Below are 18247 nucleotides of genomic sequence, written 5' to 3'. Positions count from 1 at the left end.
AAACGATTTAAGGCATAATGTCCATAATATAGAAAAAGGAGGGGTGTGTCATGAAGAATCGAACTTTTCTTATGATGGCGATCTTGACCATGTTTCTGGCGGGTTCCGCAGCAAGCGGTTGGGCTTGCAAATCGGCCGGACCCGGCAGGCATGTCGGTAGCATCACGGCGATTGATGCAAAGGCTAAGACCTTTACGATTGAAGACGCCGAGACGGATCAACCGATGACCTTTGCGGCGACCGACACGATTCTCGAGAACCTCAAGGTCAAAGACCGTGTGATGGTCGGTTACAAAGAAGAGAAAGGGCGGATGGTCGCGGTTGACGTTCGCTCCTGAGCTTCCGGTTCAGAGCTTTAGCAAGAAGCATTGTTGTTTCATCAACTCATGTAGGGGCAGAGATCCGGGCCCCCTACATGAGTTTTTATTTGGCCAGGACATTTGCAGGGAATCGTCTGGATGAAAAAAGATGTTCTTGTCCTAGGGGCTGTAATCTTGGGCGTTCTGGTTGGATGGAAAATCGGAAGATCGGCCGAGTCTCCGCCGGAACCCGTTCAGCCTGCCCACCCTCAAGTTGTCACGATTCGGATTGTCACGGACGCAGAGAGTCGGTGTGACAAAGCCTATGATCCGCCGATTGTGACGGTCAAATCCGGGACAACGGTGGAGTGGATCAACCAGGATTACGAAACGCATACTCTCGTCAGTAGCGGGGGAGGTGATCCCTGCAACCCCAAGGAGCTTTCACCGGAAATGCGCGTGATCGATGTCGGGCAATTGCCTCCTCGGAAAACATACCGAAAAACCTTTACGAATCCTGGCGAATATCTGTATATGTGCCACCTTCCTTTCCATCACATGTCGGGCGAAATCATCGTGGTGCCGTAATCCTGCGAGGAAAGCAGACAACCGAAGAAGGTTGAAATGCCCATGCGGTTTTCCTGGCAGACCCTGAAGTTTTTTGGATTCTTATTTTTTATCATCGTCTGTATCGGGCTATTTCGATGGACCGATGTGGGTCGGAATCTTAGCCCAGATCAAATCCGTGAGACGATCCAATCGGTCGGAAATCTTGCCCCCATTCTGTATGTTTTAATTTACAGCATTGCACCGGTCTTTTTCATTCCCGGATGGATCATCACGATCTCGGGCGGATTGACCTTTGGGCCGTTGTGGGGTACGATTCTGACCGTGTTGGGGGCGACGATCGGAGCGACGCTTGCCTTCTTTGTCGGTCGTTTTCTGGGCCGCGATTTTGTATCGGGGATGCTTAAGGAAAAATTCAAAACGATAGAAGCACTGGATGCCCAGGCGGCCTCGCACGGATTTCAGGTGATCTTTTTCCTGCGGCTGATTCCGCTGGTGCCGTTCAATGCGCTGGACTACGTTGCCGGCATTTCCAAGGTCAGTGCGCGGAACTACATCTTGGGAACTTTCTTGGGCATTATTCCGGGGACTTTTGCCTATGTCTATTTGGGCAGTACGCTCACCCATATCTATTCCTGGAGATTCGCTTTGGCCGTTGGACTGTTGATTCTGCTGAGCCTCATTCCGATGCTCTATAAACGGTGGAAAAAGCAAGACCACTCGCCGAACCCATAAGGCTTAACTGTCCTTCAGGCCTGTTTTTTTATGGTATCATTGATTTAACGGGCTGTCGCAACAGGAATGACATCAATCAAGTATTTTCCAGGCTGACGCTTCACAACCCGCCCGTTCTTTTCTTCAATGACAAGGACAGTCATGCATACCAGCCCAAGAACGCTTTTGCATGAACCCGAGCGCCGATTCGAAACTGAATCGGGGCTCGGGGTTTTTTGGGGGGACTAAAGACCTCGCCCGCCGTTTGAAAAATCGGCAAGGAGATAGGCAGATAGGCGATGGTGATTGAACAGAATCGCTGGATAAGAAGCGTCGGGTGGGACTCGGGAGCGATCGGGCGATTGGGTCCGTCAGCCCAATTGGTCCTCTTGTTCGGGGGCACGTCCATTTTAAAAGAAAGAAACTGGCTGGGTGAGTTCAAGAAGGCTTATCCCAATGCCCGTGTCTTCGGCTGTTCAACGGCCGGTGAGATTTGCGGCACCCAGGTCTCCGATGATTCAGTAGTAGCCACCGCTGTGAAGTTTGATTATTCCCGACTCCAAGGAGCGCACGTCCCGATCAATAAATTAAAGAACAGTTTCGAAGCCGGTGAACGACTAGGCCAAGCGCTGAATCCGGCCGAATTGGTTCACGTCCTTGTCCTATCCGATGGACTGACGGTGAATGGAAGTGATTTGGTCAGAGGCCTGACAAAAAATCTGCCGTGAGGGGTCTCGATCACGGGGGGATTATCCGCAGACGGGGAGCGATTCAAAGAAACTCTTGTCCTTTGCGACAGTCCGGCCAAGCCGAATACTGTCGGGGTGCTCGGATTATACGGAAAACGATTGAAAGTCGGTTGCGGTTCCATGGGAGGTTGGGACCCCTTTGGCCCTGAACGATTGATCACCCGTTCCAGCGGCAATGTTTTGTACGAGCTGGATGGTAAATCGGCATTGGACCTGTATAGAAATTACTTGGGCGAACATGCCAAGGGGCTTCCCGCGACCGGTTTGCTCTATCCTTTAAGTCTTAGGATTCAGGAGGGGACCGCCGGTGTGGTCCGCACAATTTTATCCATTGATGAGAGGGAGAGGAGCATGACGTTTGCCGGGGACGTTCCGGAGGGAGCCTATGCTCGCCTGATGAAGGCGAATTTTGATCGCTTGATCGATGGTGCGGTGGGTGCGGCCAAAATCAGTCACGAAGCCATTGGCTCATCCGCACCGGATCTGGCGATTCTGATCAGTTGCGTCGGCCGCAGGCTAGTTCTCAAACAGAGAATTGAAGAAGAGGTGGAGGGCGTTCAGGAGATTCTCGGAGATCGAACCGTGCTCACCGGGTTTTATTCTTACGGAGAAATCTCGCCGTTTTCTCGGGACGCGAAATGCGAATTGCATAATCAAACCATGACGATCACCACCTTTTCGGAGAGGTAGTTTTTGGAACCGCTGCATAGCTTGCTGAAACGTCAACTGAAAAAATACCGCGTCGACTCCGAATCTTTGTTGAAAAACTGCCGAGATTTTCTTGGCGCCGTCAATCAGGCCTATCAACAATTTGACGCCGATCGCGCGATGTTGGAGCGCTCTTTGGATCTGAGTTCACAAGAACTGCTGCAGGCCAATTCGGAAATGCGGACGGTGTTTGAAAGGCTGATCAACAGCAGCGTGGATGGCATTCTTGCCTTCGATCGGGGTGGGTGCCTCACCGTTTGGAACCCCGCTCTGGAACGGATTACCGGGTTGAAGCAGACGGACGTTTTGGGAAAACATGCCTTGGACCTGTTTCCGGGCTTGAAAGAGACCCGTGAGGACCGGTTTATTTATGAGGCGCTCCTCGGGAAGGCCGGCGTTGTTAAAGACAGGATGTATCACCGAATGGGTGAGGAACCTAGTTTTTTGGAGGCTCACTTTGGGCCCATTTTAAACGAAGCGGGGGGCATCGTCGGAGGATTTGCGTTGGTTCGGGATATTACGGAGCACAAGCGTTCGGAGGCGCGTCTTCAACAGGCTGTCAATTATGATGCCTTAACGGGTCTTCCCAATCGGACCCTCTTCTTGGATCGTCTGGCCCAAGCCATCGCAAGAACCTTTTGGCGCAAGCGTTTGGTGGCTGTTTTGCTTCTAAATCTCAACCGTTTTAAATTGATCAATGACACCCTCGGGCATAACGCGGGCGACCAGTTGTTGAAGGCTGTTTCAGAGCGGTTCATGACCGCTGTGCGGGACGGCGATACGGTAGCTCGTTTGGGAGGGAACGAGTTTGCGGTCATTCTCGAGGATATCGCGGCGGGACAGGATGTGCTCATTATTAATTACCCAAAAGATCCTTGAGGTTTTTAAGAAACCGTTCCTGTTGGAGAATCGCGAACTCTTTGCAAATCCCAGCATCGGAATCAGTTTTTACCCGAACGACGGGGAAGACGTCGAGACCTTGCTGAAGAATTCGGATACGGCGATGAGCCGGGCTAAGGAATTGGGTAAAAATTACCAATTTTTTTCGCCTGAAATGAACGCGAAGGCTACAAAGCGCCTGCTGCTCGAGAGCAGCCTTCGGCGCGCTTTGGAAAAGCAGGAAATGCTTTTACACTACCAGCCAATGGTAAACCTATCCACTGGGCAAATCATCGGAATGGAAGCGTTGGTGCGGTGGCAGCATCCCGATTTAGGATTAGTTCCACCGGCGGAATTTGTTCCTTTGGCTGAGGAGACGGAGGTCATAATCCCCCTTGGAGAATGGGTGCTTCGCACGGCGTGTGTGCAGGCCAAAATTTGGAAGGGGGACGGGTTCCGTCCCATACCCATGGCCGTGAATTTATCTCCTCGTCAACTGCGTCATCAAGACCTGGTGGAGGTGGTGAACCGGGTCTTGAAGGAAACAGGCCTCGAGCCCATCATCTTGAGTTGGAATTGACGGAGAGTGTTTTGCTGGAAAACGCGGAGACAACCATCGAGATGCTCCGTCAACTGCAAAAAATGGGCATTCAAATTGCGGTTGATGATTTTGGAACTGGCTATTCCTCGTTGAGTTATCTGAAGCGTTTCCCGATCAACAGTTTGAAGATTGACCGGTCTTTTATTGTCGATATACCGTCGGATCCAGATAACGCGGCGATTGTTAAAGCGATCATCACCTTGGCCAACAGCCTCAACCTCAAGGTGATTGCCGAAGGTGTGGAAACGGTGAAACAACTTAAATTTTTACGTTCCGTGGGATGCCATGAAATACAGGGGTATCTGTTTAGTAAACCACTTCCGGCCGATCAGGCGACTCGATTATTGGCCGAGGAAAGGCATCTGTGATCACCGCTCACCGTTTTCCTGGTTGCATTACATGCGGACCGTCGAGACCAAAACCGATGCCCGAAATGGTTCCCATCGGCTGGCCGTCCAGTTAAGATGACATTCTCTTGTGTTTGTTATTCCACCTTCCTTGACCTCACTTTCACCGTATGATATCGTATTTCAAAATTCCCAAAGTAACAATAAGTCGGTAAAAATGCAGAGGAGCTCTCCGATATGAAGAGAAGAAAAATTACAATCATTGGCGCGGGTAATGTTGGGGGAACGACGGCGCAGCGGTTGATCGAGAAAGAGCTTGCTGAAGAATTGATTCTGGTTGATATCAATAAAGATGTGGCTTTAGGCAAGGCCTTGGATCTTGCCGAATCGGCACCGATATACGGTTATGACACCCAAATTCGCGGAACGGATAATTATGCCGATTTGGAAGGATCCGATCTGGTCATCATCACTTCCGGAGTTCCCCGGAAGCCGGGGATGAGTCGCGACGATTTATTGTCCACCAATGCCAAGATCGTCAAGACCGTTGCTCAGAAGGTGGCCGTTCACTCGCCGGAGGCCGTCATTATTGTTGTTTCCAATCCCTTGGATGCCATGGCGTACGTGACCTACAAAACGACACAATTCCCCCGGGAACGGGTTATCGGCATGGCTGGTGTATTGGACTCGGCTCGCATGGCGACCTTCATCGCCCAAGAGCTTCGTGTTTCGTCCGAGACGGTCCGGGCGATTGTAATGGGCGGGCATGGAGACAGCATGATTCCTCTTCCCCGTTACACAACGGTGGGCGGAGTGTCCGTCACGAAGTTGATCCCGAAGGAACGGCTGGATGTGATTGTTCAGCGAACCCGTGACGGCGGAGCCGAAATCGTCAAACTGCTGAAGACTGGAAGCGCCTACTATGCTCCCTCCGCCGCGATTGTCGAGATGGTCGAGTCGATTGTGAAAGACAAGAAAAAAATCCTTCCCTGTGCGGCCCTCTGCAAAGGCGAATACGGTGTTCAAAACCTGTTTGTTGGAGTACCGGCCAAATTGGGCCACGGGGGTATCGAATCGATTGTGGAGTTTGAACTTACGTCGGAAGAGACCGCGGGATTAAGAAAGTCGTCCGAAGGCGTAAAAGAACTCTGTGCGGACGTCGACCGTATGATCGGCTGATCGAAAGATCGATGTTGACTAAGGAGAAACAGAGGGTTAGAATCATTTCTAGCTATGAAAACACTGGATACTAAACGAATCGACACCGAGGTGGTTCTTGATTCATTGAACGACAGCGTTGTCACCATCGGGTTAGATAAAAAGATCAAATACCTGAATAAGGCCGCCGAGCGCTTGCTGGGCTACTCGAAGGAAGAGGCCAAAGAGATGTCCTGTGCCCAGGTGGTTCGATGCGCGGCCTGTGATCATGAGTGCCTTCTTGAGCAAACCTTGTCAACCAGCCGAAACATTCACGATTACGAGACGGTTTTAAGGAATAAGAACGGAAAACTGGTGACGATTAGCACGAACACGGTGCTTTTAAGGAACAGAAGCGGTCGGGTGATCGGAGGGGTAGAGATCATTCGTGATCGATCACAGATCGAAGCCTTAAACGAAGCTTTGAGGGGGAAATACTCCTTTGAAAACATCATCGGCAAAAATCACCGGATGCAGAGCCTCTGTGCCCTTTTGCCCGAAATGTCTCGAAGCGAATCCAGTGTGCTGATCGAGGGCGAACTGGGTACCGGTCGAGAGCTTTTGGCTCACGCCATCCACGAAAACGGTCCCCGCAGTGAAAAGCCGTTTGTAAAAGTCAACTGCGATGGTCTGACCGATGCGATGTTGGCGTGTGAGTTATTCGGTTATATCAAGGGCGCTTTTACGGGTGCGGTTTCGAATCGAGCCGGCCGCCTGGAACTGGCTGACGGAGGCACGCTTTTTCTTGATGAGATTGGGTGCATCGGGTCCACATTGCAGGTCGCATTGTTGAAATTCTTGAAGGAAAAACAGTTTGTTCGGGTGGGAGATAATAGGAAAATTCGCACAAACATTCGAGTCATAGCAGCCACTCACCGGGATATCAAAACGGCCGTTGAAGAGGGTGAGTTTCTAGGCGAGCTTTATGATCAGCTTCGGTCGGTTCCGATTGTGCTGCCGCCCCTTCGTGAGCGGCGTGACGATATCCCTCTTCTCGTGGAACATTTCCTAAAGCGGTTTAACACTTTATTGGGAAAGAAAATCAAATCCGTAGCCCCAGCTGCTATGGAAATACTACTTAATTACGATTATCCTGAAAACATACAGGGTCTCGAGAATATCATCGAGCATGCCGTTGTTCTTTGCCATGGCGGCACAATCCTGCCGTCTCATTTGCCTAGAGACATGTTTTATGTGAAGGACGATTTTATTGATCAGGCTATTAAGCAAGAAGACCCTCTTAAGATCTTGGAGAGGCAACTGGTGTTGAAGGCCCTATCACAGACCGACTGGAACTATCAGGCCGCAGCCGAAAAGCTCAAGATTAGTCGGACAACTTTGTGGAGGAAAATCAAGGAGTTTGGAATAAGCTGTTCTGCGAATAAATCCTCGAATGGATAAACCCTCCTCATTAGATTACCTTGAGGCAGTGTTCCGCTGACCATCCTATTTCTGCCCTTTCATAACATCGTAAAGCAAGGGCCCGTGTAAATCACAATCTGTCTATCATGATTCTCTTTTGAAAGACATGATCGATTTTGCCTTGACAACCCTTTCCCTTGATCTGTATAATTCAAATATGAAACACAATGTTTCAATATTGGAGGCGAGGGATTTAAGGCATGAAATGTCCACGTTGTGAAAGCTACATGGTTCGCGAACCCTTTGAGGACCTTCGGGATGATACCGGGGCGTTATTCTTTTTTGGCTGGCGGTGCCTTGGTTGCGGTGAGATCATTGATCCTGTGATCCTGGCCAATCGAAAAAATCGGCCTGCGCCGATCGGGAGCAAGACGCGGAAGCGATTGGTGTTTCGCTGACGTCTCATCCGGATATTTCTTCTGCTAATCCTGTGAGCCGCCCGAGCTCATACCTTTCCGAAAAAAATTCAGCCAAACCACGTCGATCCGTGTGCTGATTATTGAGTTGACAATATAAAATGAGGAGGTGTATTTTATTATACGTTTGACTCTTTGTAAATCCGACAAGGTATTTGTACAAAAAGTCAATTTAATTCTTGTGTTTACAACGATTATAACCAAGGAGGCATTATGCCGGGCGTCGATCCGTTCGAGTTGCTGTTCCGCTGGATTCACTTTTTAGCCGGAATTACATGGATTGGTCTTCTTTATTTTTTCAACCTGGTGAATGTCAACTTCATGAAAAGTCTCGATGCGGGGACCAAGGGGAAGATTGTGCCGCTGTTGATGCCACCCGCCTTATGGTGGTTTCGATGGAGTGCGGCGGTTACGGTTCTAGCCGGCCTTATAATCCTGATGAGGAAATGGGGCGGCGGCAGCGGGGCCTGGGAGGTTTCCATCAGCATTGGTGCGGCACTGGGAATTATCATGCTCTTTAACGTCTGGGCGATCATCTGGCCGAATCAAAAACGAATCATTCAGATGACGGCCGACGCGGCGGCCAAGCAACAATCGCCACCGGCCGAGATGGCAGCCATGGCTCGGAAGGCTTATCTGGCCTCTCGCGCCAACTTCTATCTTTCCATCCCGATGCTTTTTTTTATGGCGTTAAGCCATTACCTTTAATCTAAACCAAATATGAACTCGCTATATGGCCTCGATCCACAACCTTGATCATCAGGTGCGTGATTTCAGGCCAGTCCGGATGAGGTCGGGAGACAAAAGTGACGCAGCAGATTCTGTTGAAAGAGACAACGCAGGGAACGATCGACCTGGAGACTTACCGAAAAAAGGGGGGGTACCAGGCTTTAGAGAAAGTTCTCCGACAGGCTCAGCCGCTCGATGTCATTGAAACGATCAAACGTTCGGGGTTGCGTGGACGGGGAGGGGCCGGTTTTCCAACCGGGAAGAAATGGGAAATGGTCGCGACCCATCGGGGGTTGGAACGCTATCTGGCCTGCAACGCGGGCGAACATGAGCCCGGAACCTACAAAGATCGTCTGTTGCTTCGGTTGAATCCCCACCAACTTCTAGAGGGCATCGCGATCGCGACCTACGCCGTCGGGGCAAAGGAATCCCATCTGTTTATGAACGGGGCCTTCGCCGAAGAGATCGCGCTCGTTAAACAGGCGATCTTGGATGCGCAAAAGCACGGATTGCTGGGACGCAACATCCTGGGAAAGGGATTTACGTGCGACATCCAGATTTTTCTGGGGCCGGATACCTACGTAGCCGGCGAAGAGACCGCCATGCTGGAATGCATGCAGGGACGCGAAGCAAAGCCCAAACACAAACCTCCCTTTTATCCGACCGTCTACGGATTATACGGTAAGCCGACCGTGGTGAACAATGTCGAAACACTCTCGAACGTTCCGCCGATCGTTTCCAACGGCGCGGACTGGTTTCGGTCGTTCGGGACCAAGACCTGTCCGGGAACGATGCTGTTCTCCATCAGCGGCGATGTCAACCGGCCCGGTGTATACGAGCTTCCGCTTGGTATTCCCCTCCGCAAAATCATCGACGACTTCGGCGGAGGAATAAAAGACGGAAGGATGCTTAAGGCGGTTTATCCGGGCGGGCCGTCGCATGCTTTTCTAACGCCAAAGGACCTCGATGTCTCGATGGATTTTGACTCGCTCAAGGCGATTGGATCCGGTCTGGGGTCTGCGGGTGTCATTGTGCTGGACGACACCCAATGCATGGTCGAACAAACCATGAAGTTTTGTAACTTTTTCAGAGATGAAAGCTGCGGTCAGTGCCCTCCGTGTAAGATGGGTACTCATTACCTTCATCAAATCCTTGAAAAAATTGAAGCGGGACACGGAAAACCGGAAGATCTCCGGTCTCTCCAACAGCTCAGCGGGTTTGTCAAAGGCCGCGGTGATTGCACGGTCATCACAGGGGCCGCGGTGGCGGTGGAATGCAGCCTGCGCCATTTTCCGGAAGAGTTTGAATCCCATATCAAAGCGCATCGCTGCACGATGAAGGTCGCGTCCTGAGACATCGGCCGCTGTTGGAATGATCCTATGCCCAAAGTCACATTTCATCCTTCGGGAAGAAGCGGAGACGTTCCCGAGAAGAAGTCGGTGCTTGAAGCGGCCCAGTTCCTGGGTGTTCCGCTGGCTCACGAATGCGGCGGATTTGCCTCTTGCAGCACCTGTCGCGTGGTGGTCGTCGAAGGACACGAGAACCTGACCGGCATTGAATTTGAAGAAGAGGACATGATGGACTTGGCTGCGTTGCTCCCTCCCCATCGATTGGCGTGCCAGGCCAAGATCTTGGGTGACGTCACCGTTCAAATTCCAGGGGAGTCTCCAGTAGGTGAACGGTGAAACGTTGACCGTACGTTGGCCTGAGAACTGAAATTTACCGCTTTTGTTTTGAGGCTAGGCATTAAAAGATCGGAAGAGATTGCCATGAAGGCCCAAGAAAAGACGCAACACCTGCAGGATGTCATAGAACAATTACTCATACTGGTTGGAGAAGATCCCGTTCGCGAAGGGCTGATCAAGACGCCGGAACGGGTGGCCAAGATGTTTTATTTTTTAACCAAGGGCTACACTCAGGACATTGATGAGGTCTTAAACGGCGCGCTCTTCCCCATCAAGTACGACGAGATGGTGATCGTCAAAGACATCGACTTCTTCAGTCTTTGCGAACATCATCTCGTCCCTTTTTTTGGAAAGTGCCATATCGCCTACCTTCCGGATAAAAAGGTGATCGGTCTGAGCAAACTGCCGAGGATCGTGGAAGTTTTTAGCCGACGTTTGCAGGTTCAAGAACGGCTGACGCAGCAGATCGCGGAAATCATCCAGGAGAAAATCAAACCGAAGGGGGTGGCGGTCGTAATGGAGGCTCAGCACCTTTGCATGTTGATGCGGGGGGTGGAGAAACAGAATGCCACGGCGATTACCAGTGCGATGCTGGGTGGATTCCGAACGCGTCGAGAAACGCGTGAGGAATTTTTAGAGTTGATCAGGCGAAACCCGATCCAAAGGAATTCCTTGCTATGGCATCATGACGACAACGCGTAACGGAATCGGTACGTTCCTGCCTGCGTGACCTGCCCCTCGTATTTTATTGGATGACCCGCTCGTCCTCACCGAGCCGCCGAAATATAAGATCGGAGTCCGGTGAGGATAAACTGGATGGCGATGGATGCTAAGACGATGCCGAGGATCCGTGTCAAGATCCGCATGCCGGTTTCTCTAAAAAGGGCAACGACACGGGTCGAGCTCCTCAGAACCAAATAAACGAAACCGGCGTTCAACCCGACTGCCGCCAGCAGAACGCCCATCAGAGGAACGGAGGTGGCTTGAGCCGTGAGGACGATGACGGTCGAAATCGCACCCGGGCCGCTTAGCATCGGCATGGCCAACGGAATAATCGCGACGTCTTCTTTGGCCAGACCTTCCTGATCTTCTTCGGGTGTGTGGCGCGTCCGGAGACTTTTAGCCTCCACCATGTCCAGCGAAATCTTCAGCAGGATGAGTCCGCCGGCGATGCGGAAAGCGTCGATGGTGATGCCGAAGAATTGAAAAATCCGATTGCCCAGGAGTGCGAAAACCGTCAGGATGATGAACACCGAAACCGCGGCCTTTCCCGCCATTTTCACGCGTTCGACAGGGGTGTTGTGGGGAGTGATCGAAAGGAACATGGGCACATTTCCGGTCGCGTCGATGATTGCGAACAAGGATATGAACGCTGTAATAAAAAAAGACGAAATGGATGACATGATTCGGAATGATTCTCAAGTTTAGTCCATTCTTATAATCGATTCCGGTCCGCATTGCAAGCCGGACCGAAGGGACGGAGCGTTTTTAAACTTGACACCCCAAGAAGTAAGGCGTAAAATTTTTTCTTGACAGGATTTATGTTGTGGCGTAGACTTCGTTACCGTTTTTACAGGGGCACGAGGGTAGAGCGATCAAAGGGTCCTCCGCATTGGAGTTCTGTCAGTCCTCTCAAAGGCACGACCACCGTAACGTGGGTCGAAACCCCCTGTAATCATAATCCATTAATTAAAAAGCGGGTCTCCAGAAGGACAAGTGGTGCAGTGCAATAAGTTCGGTCTTTTCTAAATCAGGACGAGAAGGGGGAGTTTCCCTCCGCTCACACAAAGGAAAGGAGATAAGAAGATGAAAGGGTTTATCGTTGCGATTCTGACGGCGGGTGCGGTCGGTTTGGTCGGCACCTCGATGGTTTCGGCCTATGACGAGGCTCCGGTTCCCGATGGCGGAACCATTACCGGAAAGGTGACGTTCAAGGGGGCCGTTCCGGCACCCAAGGAGTTCGATTTTGCAAAATTCCCCAATCCCAAGTTCTGTGCACAAGCCGATTCAGACGGGAAAGGCCATCGCCTTGTACAGCAGGTCAATGTCAAGAACGGGGCCTTGGGGGACGTTGTGGTCTACATCGAAGAGATCGATAAAGGCAAACCGTTCAAATTTAATGGAACCGATGTAAAAACAAACATCTGTCGGTTTCAAGTACAAGGCGGCCCTTCCACATTGACGGGCGTGGTAGTGAAAAAGGCTGAAATGCGGATCTTAAATACAGATGCAGACCCGACAGATCCGAAGGCCGCCACCGGCGTGCTGCATAATCCCCATGCCTACGAAATAGTGGGTGCCAGCAGCTCGACCATCTTTAATCTTCCGCTTCCCGAGAAGGGACAGGTCATCAAGAAGCCGATGATCATTCGGAAGAAGGAGAGCGATGTCAAGATACAGTGCGACCAGCACAACTACATGGAAGTTTATTTCCAGCCCGTGACGAACCCGTATTATGCCATTGACAACGAGGATGGAACCTTTACCATTGATGACATCCCGCCGGGCACCTATGAAGTTCATGCTTACCACCCGATCTTAGGGAGGCAGGAAATGAAGGTAACCGTACCGGCCAAGGGAAAAGCGACGGTCGATTTTGCCTTCGCCGCCAAATAACGCGGGTCTGAATTCTGAAACGGTGAAGTATTCAACGGTCGCATCGCATGGGCGATGCGACCGTTTTTTTGGATTCCATCCGCCTTGACAGCCAGGTGGGACAATGATACGATAATTTTAAATCAATCGTCATAGAGTTAATTGGGATTGCAATTTTCAGCCGGCTGGAAAAGAGGGCGCGATCGGGTGGTTATGCCGGTTGGAAATCGACGTGGTCGTATTTAAGTTATGTGGGGCTGTAGCTCAGTTGGGAGAGTGCCAGACTGGCAGTCTGGAGGTCGGGGGTTCGATCCCCCCCAGCTCCACCACGATTCCACTCCTTCCTTGACAAAGCAGGTCTAAGAGCCTACGATACAGTTGAACGTGATTGGACACAGCGAGCCATTCGTTTGAAAGCTCTGATCTCAACGATCAGGGCTTTTTTGTGTGAGGGAGAGATGCCCGCGTTGGTTGTGGTTGGAACCCAGTGGGGGGATGAAGGAAAAGGAAAGATCGTGGATCTGCTCTCGGAGCGGGCCGACGGCGTCGTTCGCTATCAGGGGGGGCACAACGCGGGCCATACCGTAGTCTTGGGTCGGGAAACCTTTGTGCTCCATCTGATCCCGTCCGGAATTCTTCATCCGAGGAAACGGTGCGTGATCGGGAACGGCGTCGTGGTTGATCCGGCCGCCCTTATCGAAGAGGCCGGACATTTGGAGAAACGGGGGATTCCGGTCCGCGGCCGCTTGCACGTGAGCAGCAACGCGCACCTTATCATGCCCTACCATAAGGCGATTGACAAGGAGAGCGAAAGACTCAAAGGGGCCCGCCGGATCGGCACCACCGGCCGCGGAATAGGGCCGGCCTACGTCGACAAAATGGCCCGCATCGGTATCCGCGCCGGCGATCTGTTGGAGCCGGATCTTTTCAGGGAAAAACTGACCGCAAATTTGATCGAAATGAATTTTCTGCTGGAGCAGACCTATAAGGTGGAACGGTTTGATTTGGAGAAGGTCTACCGGGAATACATGGGATACGCCGATGAAATTCGGGAGTACATTGTCGATACAATCTGGCTATTAAATCAATGGATCGATGAAGGTAAACGGGTTTTGTTCGAAGGCGCCCAGGGAACCCATCTCGACGTGGACCACGGCACGTATCCTTTCGTAACCTCTTCCAGCGCCACGGCCGGCGGGGCATGCACGGGAACGGGGGTGGGTCCGACGCGCATCGCGGCGGTGGTCGGCGTTGTGAAAGCGTACACGACTCGGGTTGGGAGCGGCCCTTTTCCAACCGAGCTCAAGAATGATACGGGCGTTCAGCTTCAGGAACGAGGTCATGAATTTGGGGCGACGACCGGTCGAGCCCGCCGTTGCGGGTGGTTTGATGCGGTTCTGGTCCGGCACGCGGTACGGGTCAATGGACTGACCGGCGTTGCGGTTACCAAACTGGATGTGCTGGATGCGTGCAAAGAGATCAACATCTGTGTGGGTTACCGGTACCGTGGAATAACCTATCATGACATGCCCAGCAGTTTGACGATTCAGGAGTCCTGCGAGCCGATCTATGAGACGATGCCAGCCTGGCAATGTTCGACAACGGGCATTCAGCGCTACGAGCCATTGCCGGTCCGGGCCAAGAACTATTTATCGCGATTGGAAGAATTGATCGGATGCCGAATTTTCCTGATCTCGACCGGAACAAAAAGAGAAGAGGCCATTCTGTTGGATGATCCGTACTCCCTTCAGGGCCAATTTCGTTGACAAGATTTCCACGCGTCTGTTAGTATTCCTTTTTTGTTGATGCGATTAGAGCCGCTAGCTCAGTTGGTAGAGCACCGCCCTTTTAAGGCGGGTGTCCCGGGTTCGAATCCCGGGCGGCTCACCATAACAACCGGGGGGCCGTGCGAAAGAGGTTAGGAAGTGTCGTCCGGTGCCCCAGGCCCCTCGCTTGGACCGGCCAGGCCGGATCCTCGCTTAACGGGTGACTCGTAGTATTTAGAAACCCAATCTAATTTTGTGTCCCCATCGTCTAGCCCGGCCTAGGACATCGCCCTTTCACGGCGGTAACAGGGGTTCGAATCCCCTTGGGGACACCACCTTCCTATTTCCGTCGACGGGACTTACGGCCGTTGGACCACTTTCACCGTGATCGCATGCAGGCCGGTGATCCCGTGGGGAATCCCCGAATCGGCGAACGCAATGCCTCGGATGACCTGCTTTATCCCCTTCAGCTCCTGAGAAGTTCCGGGGGCGTCTGTAATAGACATGATCTCGATCCGGGCGTCGTCGGACCAGTCCCGGTATTGCCAATGGCCCAGGTCATCTTCATCGGTCGCTTCGATACGCAATCAGGCCGGCTTGCATTTCGGGCGATGGTCGGTTATAGTGCTGACGATTTAAAGCATGGCGAACGACGGGTGGAGAATAGTCGGATTAAGAAAGGATAAGGCATGAAGAAGGATGCGTTTTACTACGGAACGGTTATCGCCTTCGCTGCTTTTTTTCTCATGATCGTTGTCTTCATCTATGAAGCATGGGAAACCAGCCGCTTGGATTCCAAGTCTCAGAACGTGCAAGTCGCGCAGACAAGTGAAGAACAAATCGTCCCGCGGGATTTCAGCCGTTTTAAAACGCTCGCCGATGAGGATGGGTCCGTCATGGTTTTAATTCCGGATGGACCATTCCAAATGGGCAGCAAAGCTTCAACCGGGGATCTGGACGAAATGCCGCAGCATGCCGTTTACCTGCCGGCCTTTTACATCGATCTGAAAGAGATTACCCAAGCTCAATTCTCCAAATTCTCGGAGGACACCCATTACCCCAAGCCCGTGGTTCCCGTCTTTCAGGACGATTTGTCCTTAATCACCAAGCCCGAGCTGCCCGTGGTGGGCATATCATGGAATGCCGCAAAAGATTACTGTCAATGGGCAGGGAAACGGTTGCCGACCGAGGCCGAGTGGGAGAAGGCGGCGGGGGGAGATGAAAGTTTCCAATGGCCGTGGGGAAATGATATCGTCGAGAAGGCGGCCAATTTAACGGGGGAAGAGGACGGCTATAAATTCCTCGCCCCCCCGGGACGGTTTGAAGCGGGACGGAGCCCCTATGGCTTATACGATATGGCGGGCAATGCCGCAGAGTGGGTGGCCGATTGGTATGATGCGGACTATTATAAAACCGCCCCTTTCAAAACTCCAAAAGGACCGGAGACGGGAAAATTCAGGGTGTATCGCGGGGGTTCCTGGAATGATTCTTCGGGCAATGCGAGAGTCGCGAAGCGGTTCATGGCGGCCCCGCACCAGACCAGTGCGGTGATTGGATTTCGTTGCGCCAAAGATGTCATTCCCGGAAGGCCGTAAAATCCAGGACGACCGACACCGCCCCGCCCGGCATTATGATGAGCGGAAAATATACTAGAGAAGACCGAAGTAGTAAAGGATCAGGAAAACGGCCAAGATAAGGTTGGCCACCATCCCCAGCAAGACAATAAAGTCAAACGTGGGTGTGTTTCTTTTTTTCTGTTCCGATGTATCCACGGCGCGATTCCAAAGGACCCATTGAAATTAGTGAACCCATTTTATCAAGGATCTGCTAAAAGTCAAGCGATTTCTGAGGCTCATGCTATCCGCAAATCTGAAGCAAATGAACGGACAGGGGCTCCCGGCTTAGGCTTGACACGACGGCCGGAAAACTTTTATAATTAAAAATCTCAAGGTAGGGTCAGCGCGATACGCGATCAGGGAGAAAGTTCAGATGGTCCATTTCTTTTTTTACGCCCTTTCTGTTTCCCTGTACTCGGCCGCCGTTTTCATGGCCGGGATGTATATGGGTGAAAAACTGGAACGCGCGTGGAGAAGCCGTCGGGGGGCTTAAACAGCCCCGGCGGAGTGATTCCTTTGGGTCCGTTCTTCCGCACGTCGTCGGGCTAGAAAAACGACGTTCGGATATTAGAAAAAAGTCCTCTGTCAATGCGGCGTCTATTTTCATTGATATCCATCGGAGTCTACACGGCCGCTGTTTTCATGGCGGGCATGCTGGTGGGACAGTTGTATGCGCTTTACGTGTTGGTGTACACGGGGGCCGTTTTTATGATCGGCATGTACATCGGGGAAAGACTGGAGCAGAGATATTCCGCGCAGGCGACATCGGCTTCCGCGAGAGGATCCGAATCCGACCCGGCGGAGGTCAGCGAGTCGAATGAACTGACCTTAAAACGGTGAGACCGGTTTCGGGGTGCCGGATGGCCGGAATCGTGAATTGCGGTTTTAAATCGGCCGTTACAATCGAACGGGGGGCGTTGGGGGAGGGAGCGGAGTGAAGCATTTCTTCTATGCCGTCTATGTCCTGTTTTACACGGGTGCCGTGTTTATGGCCGGAATCTTTGTCGGACAGATGCTGTACCGGTCTAGGGTCAGCCGCCAAAAGCGATCCGAATCCACGGCATGGCCATCGAGTGAGGGTTCAAACGGTGAAGTGGGCATGCCGGATCCCAAGGCCGCCGTAACGGCTCGTCGGCGATGAAAAATTCGAATTGTTAAACTCGCCTCCACCCCCCTTTCTTTGTCATTTCAGGCTCGTGTCGCTTTCCATGTCCCGTTGGGACATGTGTTTTAGATCATCTCCGTTTTTTCCGCCGCTTCAACTCCGAGCAAAAAGGAATCGACCATCCGCCATCCGGGGATGGCCCGATCGCCGATATTTTAACCGCCGCCGAGTTCGAGCTTTATCATGAATAAATACTTCATCGGCCTATACTTGGCCGTGGTCTTCGCGATCCTGGTGATTATCCAGATCGGCATCCGCGAGAAAACGGGACCGCCGGAGCCGGATGTGTCCGGCGCCGATCAGGGCTACACTCCGTTGGCGAAGAAATTGGCCAAGGTGGCGGAAGAATCGCAGAAGGCCGAAGCGGAAGTGAAACAGGCCAAGATCGATCCGGATCTGGAGTCGATGGTCTTCATTCCGGCGGGCGAATTTTTCATGGGAAGCAACGAAGGATCCAATGACGCAAAGCCTGTTAGGAGGGTTTTTTTAGACGGGTATTCGATCGACAAGTTCGAAGTCACATTTGCGCAGTTTTACCAATTCATCGGACTCACCGGGCACCGGAAACCCCGGCTGGCCGGGTATCTTTCGGCCAGCGTGACGGAAGACATACCGCTTTTTATCAAGGCGTCGAACCCGGTCGTCGGAGTGTCCTGGGATGACGCCGTAGAGTATTGTCAATGGAAAGGGAAGCGCCTTCCGACCGAGGCGGAATGGGAGAAGGCCGCCAAAGGAACGGACCAGCGAAAATGGCCTTGGGGAAATGAAGAAAGGTCGGAATTCGCCAACCTC

Annotated in this window: 22 protein-coding genes, 3 tRNA genes and 1 pseudogene; 23 read left to right on the top strand and 3 right to left on the bottom strand. The window is 52.1% G+C overall.

All coding sequences use genetic code 11. The features are described from left to right. Positions 1-50: 50 nt before the first annotated feature. The 14 genes and pseudogenes from VLY20_03570 (at position 51) to folE (ending at position 11015) form a co-directional block, all read left to right on the top strand. The gene (locus VLY20_03570; GenBank protein ID HUK55715.1) at positions 51-338 is read left to right on the top strand and encodes a hypothetical protein; all 288 of its coding nucleotides are present in this window, start codon (positions 51-53) and stop codon (positions 336-338) included. Between the two features lie 120 nt (positions 339-458). After that, complete coding sequence (locus tag VLY20_03565; GenBank protein HUK55714.1) at positions 459-887, top strand: plastocyanin/azurin family copper-binding protein; 429 nt, start codon at positions 459-461, stop codon at positions 885-887. A gap of 36 nt (positions 888-923) precedes the next feature. Continuing rightward, positions 924-1601: a TVP38/TMEM64 family protein gene (locus VLY20_03560; GenBank protein ID HUK55713.1), complete on the top strand. Its 678-nt coding sequence runs from the start codon at positions 924-926 to the stop codon at positions 1599-1601. 278 nt (positions 1602-1879) lie between these two features. Continuing rightward, positions 1880-2518, top strand: a pseudogene (locus VLY20_03555) (FIST N-terminal domain-containing protein). Beyond that, the gene (locus tag VLY20_03550; GenBank protein HUK55712.1) at positions 2510-3019 is read left to right on the top strand and encodes an FIST C-terminal domain-containing protein; all 510 of its coding nucleotides are present in this window, start codon (positions 2510-2512) and stop codon (positions 3017-3019) included. Before VLY20_03555 ends, VLY20_03550 begins: the two are co-directional and overlap by 9 nt. A gap of 3 nt (positions 3020-3022) precedes the next feature. Beyond that, positions 3023-3916: a diguanylate cyclase gene (locus VLY20_03545; protein ID HUK55711.1), complete on the top strand. Its 894-nt coding sequence runs from the start codon at positions 3023-3025 to the stop codon at positions 3914-3916. A gap of 22 nt (positions 3917-3938) precedes the next feature. Then, positions 3939-4496: an EAL domain-containing protein gene (locus tag VLY20_03540; protein ID HUK55710.1), complete on the top strand. Its 558-nt coding sequence runs from the start codon at positions 3939-3941 to the stop codon at positions 4494-4496. Positions 4497-4507: 11 nt separating this feature from the next. Then, positions 4508-4885 (top strand): EAL domain-containing protein, encoded by a 378-nt coding sequence (locus VLY20_03535; protein HUK55709.1) that lies wholly within the window; start codon positions 4508-4510, stop codon positions 4883-4885. Positions 4886-5101: 216 nt separating this feature from the next. Next, positions 5102-6043 (top strand): malate dehydrogenase, encoded by a 942-nt coding sequence (gene mdh / locus VLY20_03530; protein HUK55708.1) that lies wholly within the window; start codon positions 5102-5104, stop codon positions 6041-6043. A gap of 54 nt (positions 6044-6097) precedes the next feature. Then, positions 6098-7462, top strand: a complete 1365-nt coding sequence (locus VLY20_03525) for a sigma 54-interacting transcriptional regulator (GenBank protein HUK55707.1) — start codon at positions 6098-6100, stop codon at positions 7460-7462. A 650-nt stretch (positions 7463-8112) separates the two neighbouring features. Further along, positions 8113-8607, top strand: a complete 495-nt coding sequence (locus VLY20_03520; GenBank protein HUK55706.1) for a urate hydroxylase PuuD — start codon at positions 8113-8115, stop codon at positions 8605-8607. 98 nt (positions 8608-8705) lie between these two features. Beyond that, positions 8706-9980: an NADH-quinone oxidoreductase subunit NuoF gene (nuoF, locus tag VLY20_03515; GenBank protein HUK55705.1), complete on the top strand. Its 1275-nt coding sequence runs from the start codon at positions 8706-8708 to the stop codon at positions 9978-9980. A 27-nt stretch (positions 9981-10007) separates the two neighbouring features. Further along, positions 10008-10313, top strand: coding sequence for a 2Fe-2S iron-sulfur cluster-binding protein (locus tag VLY20_03510; GenBank protein HUK55704.1), 306 nt, complete (start codon positions 10008-10010; stop codon positions 10311-10313). 84 nt (positions 10314-10397) lie between these two features. Continuing rightward, the gene (gene folE / locus VLY20_03505; GenBank protein HUK55703.1) at positions 10398-11015 is read left to right on the top strand and encodes a GTP cyclohydrolase I FolE; all 618 of its coding nucleotides are present in this window, start codon (positions 10398-10400) and stop codon (positions 11013-11015) included. Positions 11016-11080: 65 nt separating this feature from the next. Here the strand turns inward: folE and VLY20_03500 are convergent, their stop codons facing one another. After that, the gene (locus VLY20_03500) at positions 11081-11716 is read right to left on the bottom strand and encodes a MarC family protein (protein ID HUK55702.1); all 636 of its coding nucleotides are present in this window, start codon (positions 11714-11716) and stop codon (positions 11081-11083) included. 403 nt (positions 11717-12119) lie between these two features. Here VLY20_03500 and VLY20_03495 point away from each other — a divergent pair, with 403 nt between their 5' ends. The 5 genes from VLY20_03495 (at position 12120) to VLY20_03475 (ending at position 15009) form a co-directional block, all read left to right on the top strand. Continuing rightward, positions 12120-12929 carry a carboxypeptidase-like regulatory domain-containing protein gene (locus tag VLY20_03495; protein HUK55701.1) on the top strand — a complete coding sequence of 270 codons (810 nt, stop codon included), beginning with the start codon at positions 12120-12122 and terminating at the stop codon, positions 12927-12929. Between the two features lie 232 nt (positions 12930-13161). Then, positions 13162-13237 (top strand) — tRNA-Ala (locus VLY20_03490). A 129-nt stretch (positions 13238-13366) separates the two neighbouring features. Next, positions 13367-14674: an adenylosuccinate synthase gene (locus VLY20_03485; protein HUK55700.1), complete on the top strand. Its 1308-nt coding sequence runs from the start codon at positions 13367-13369 to the stop codon at positions 14672-14674. Between the two features lie 48 nt (positions 14675-14722). Next, positions 14723-14798 (top strand) — tRNA-Lys (locus tag VLY20_03480). A gap of 133 nt (positions 14799-14931) precedes the next feature. Next, positions 14932-15009 (top strand) — tRNA-Glu (locus VLY20_03475). A gap of 24 nt (positions 15010-15033) precedes the next feature. Here the strand turns inward: VLY20_03475 and VLY20_03470 are convergent. After that, the gene (locus VLY20_03470; protein ID HUK55699.1) at positions 15034-15261 is read right to left on the bottom strand and encodes a hypothetical protein; all 228 of its coding nucleotides are present in this window, start codon (positions 15259-15261) and stop codon (positions 15034-15036) included. Between the two features lie 102 nt (positions 15262-15363). Between VLY20_03470 and VLY20_03465 the strand changes: the two genes are divergently transcribed. Further along, complete coding sequence (locus VLY20_03465) at positions 15364-16269, top strand: SUMF1/EgtB/PvdO family nonheme iron enzyme (GenBank protein ID HUK55698.1); 906 nt, start codon at positions 15364-15366, stop codon at positions 16267-16269. A gap of 54 nt (positions 16270-16323) precedes the next feature. Here the strand turns inward: VLY20_03465 and VLY20_03460 are convergent, their stop codons facing one another. Then, positions 16324-16446: a hypothetical protein gene (locus tag VLY20_03460; GenBank protein HUK55697.1), complete on the bottom strand. Its 123-nt coding sequence runs from the start codon at positions 16444-16446 to the stop codon at positions 16324-16326. Positions 16447-16878: 432 nt separating this feature from the next. Between VLY20_03460 and VLY20_03455 the strand changes: the two genes are divergently transcribed. The 3 genes from VLY20_03455 to VLY20_03445 form a co-directional block, all read left to right on the top strand. Beyond that, the gene (locus VLY20_03455) at positions 16879-17130 is read left to right on the top strand and encodes a hypothetical protein (GenBank protein ID HUK55696.1); all 252 of its coding nucleotides are present in this window, start codon (positions 16879-16881) and stop codon (positions 17128-17130) included. 94 nt (positions 17131-17224) lie between these two features. Beyond that, the gene (locus tag VLY20_03450) at positions 17225-17431 is read left to right on the top strand and encodes a hypothetical protein (GenBank protein ID HUK55695.1); all 207 of its coding nucleotides are present in this window, start codon (positions 17225-17227) and stop codon (positions 17429-17431) included. A 207-nt stretch (positions 17432-17638) separates the two neighbouring features. Next, positions 17639-18247, top strand: a 609-nt coding sequence (locus tag VLY20_03445) for an SUMF1/EgtB/PvdO family nonheme iron enzyme (GenBank protein ID HUK55694.1), incomplete at its 3' end; no start/stop codon positions are given.

It is taken from the genome of Nitrospiria bacterium (genome assembly GCA_035517655.1).
GTDB lineage: Bacteria > Nitrospirota > Nitrospiria > JACQBZ01 > JACQBZ01 > JACQBZ01.
Note: the sequence above shows the minus strand (reverse complement) of the source record. Positions and strands in the feature narration are given on the sequence as shown.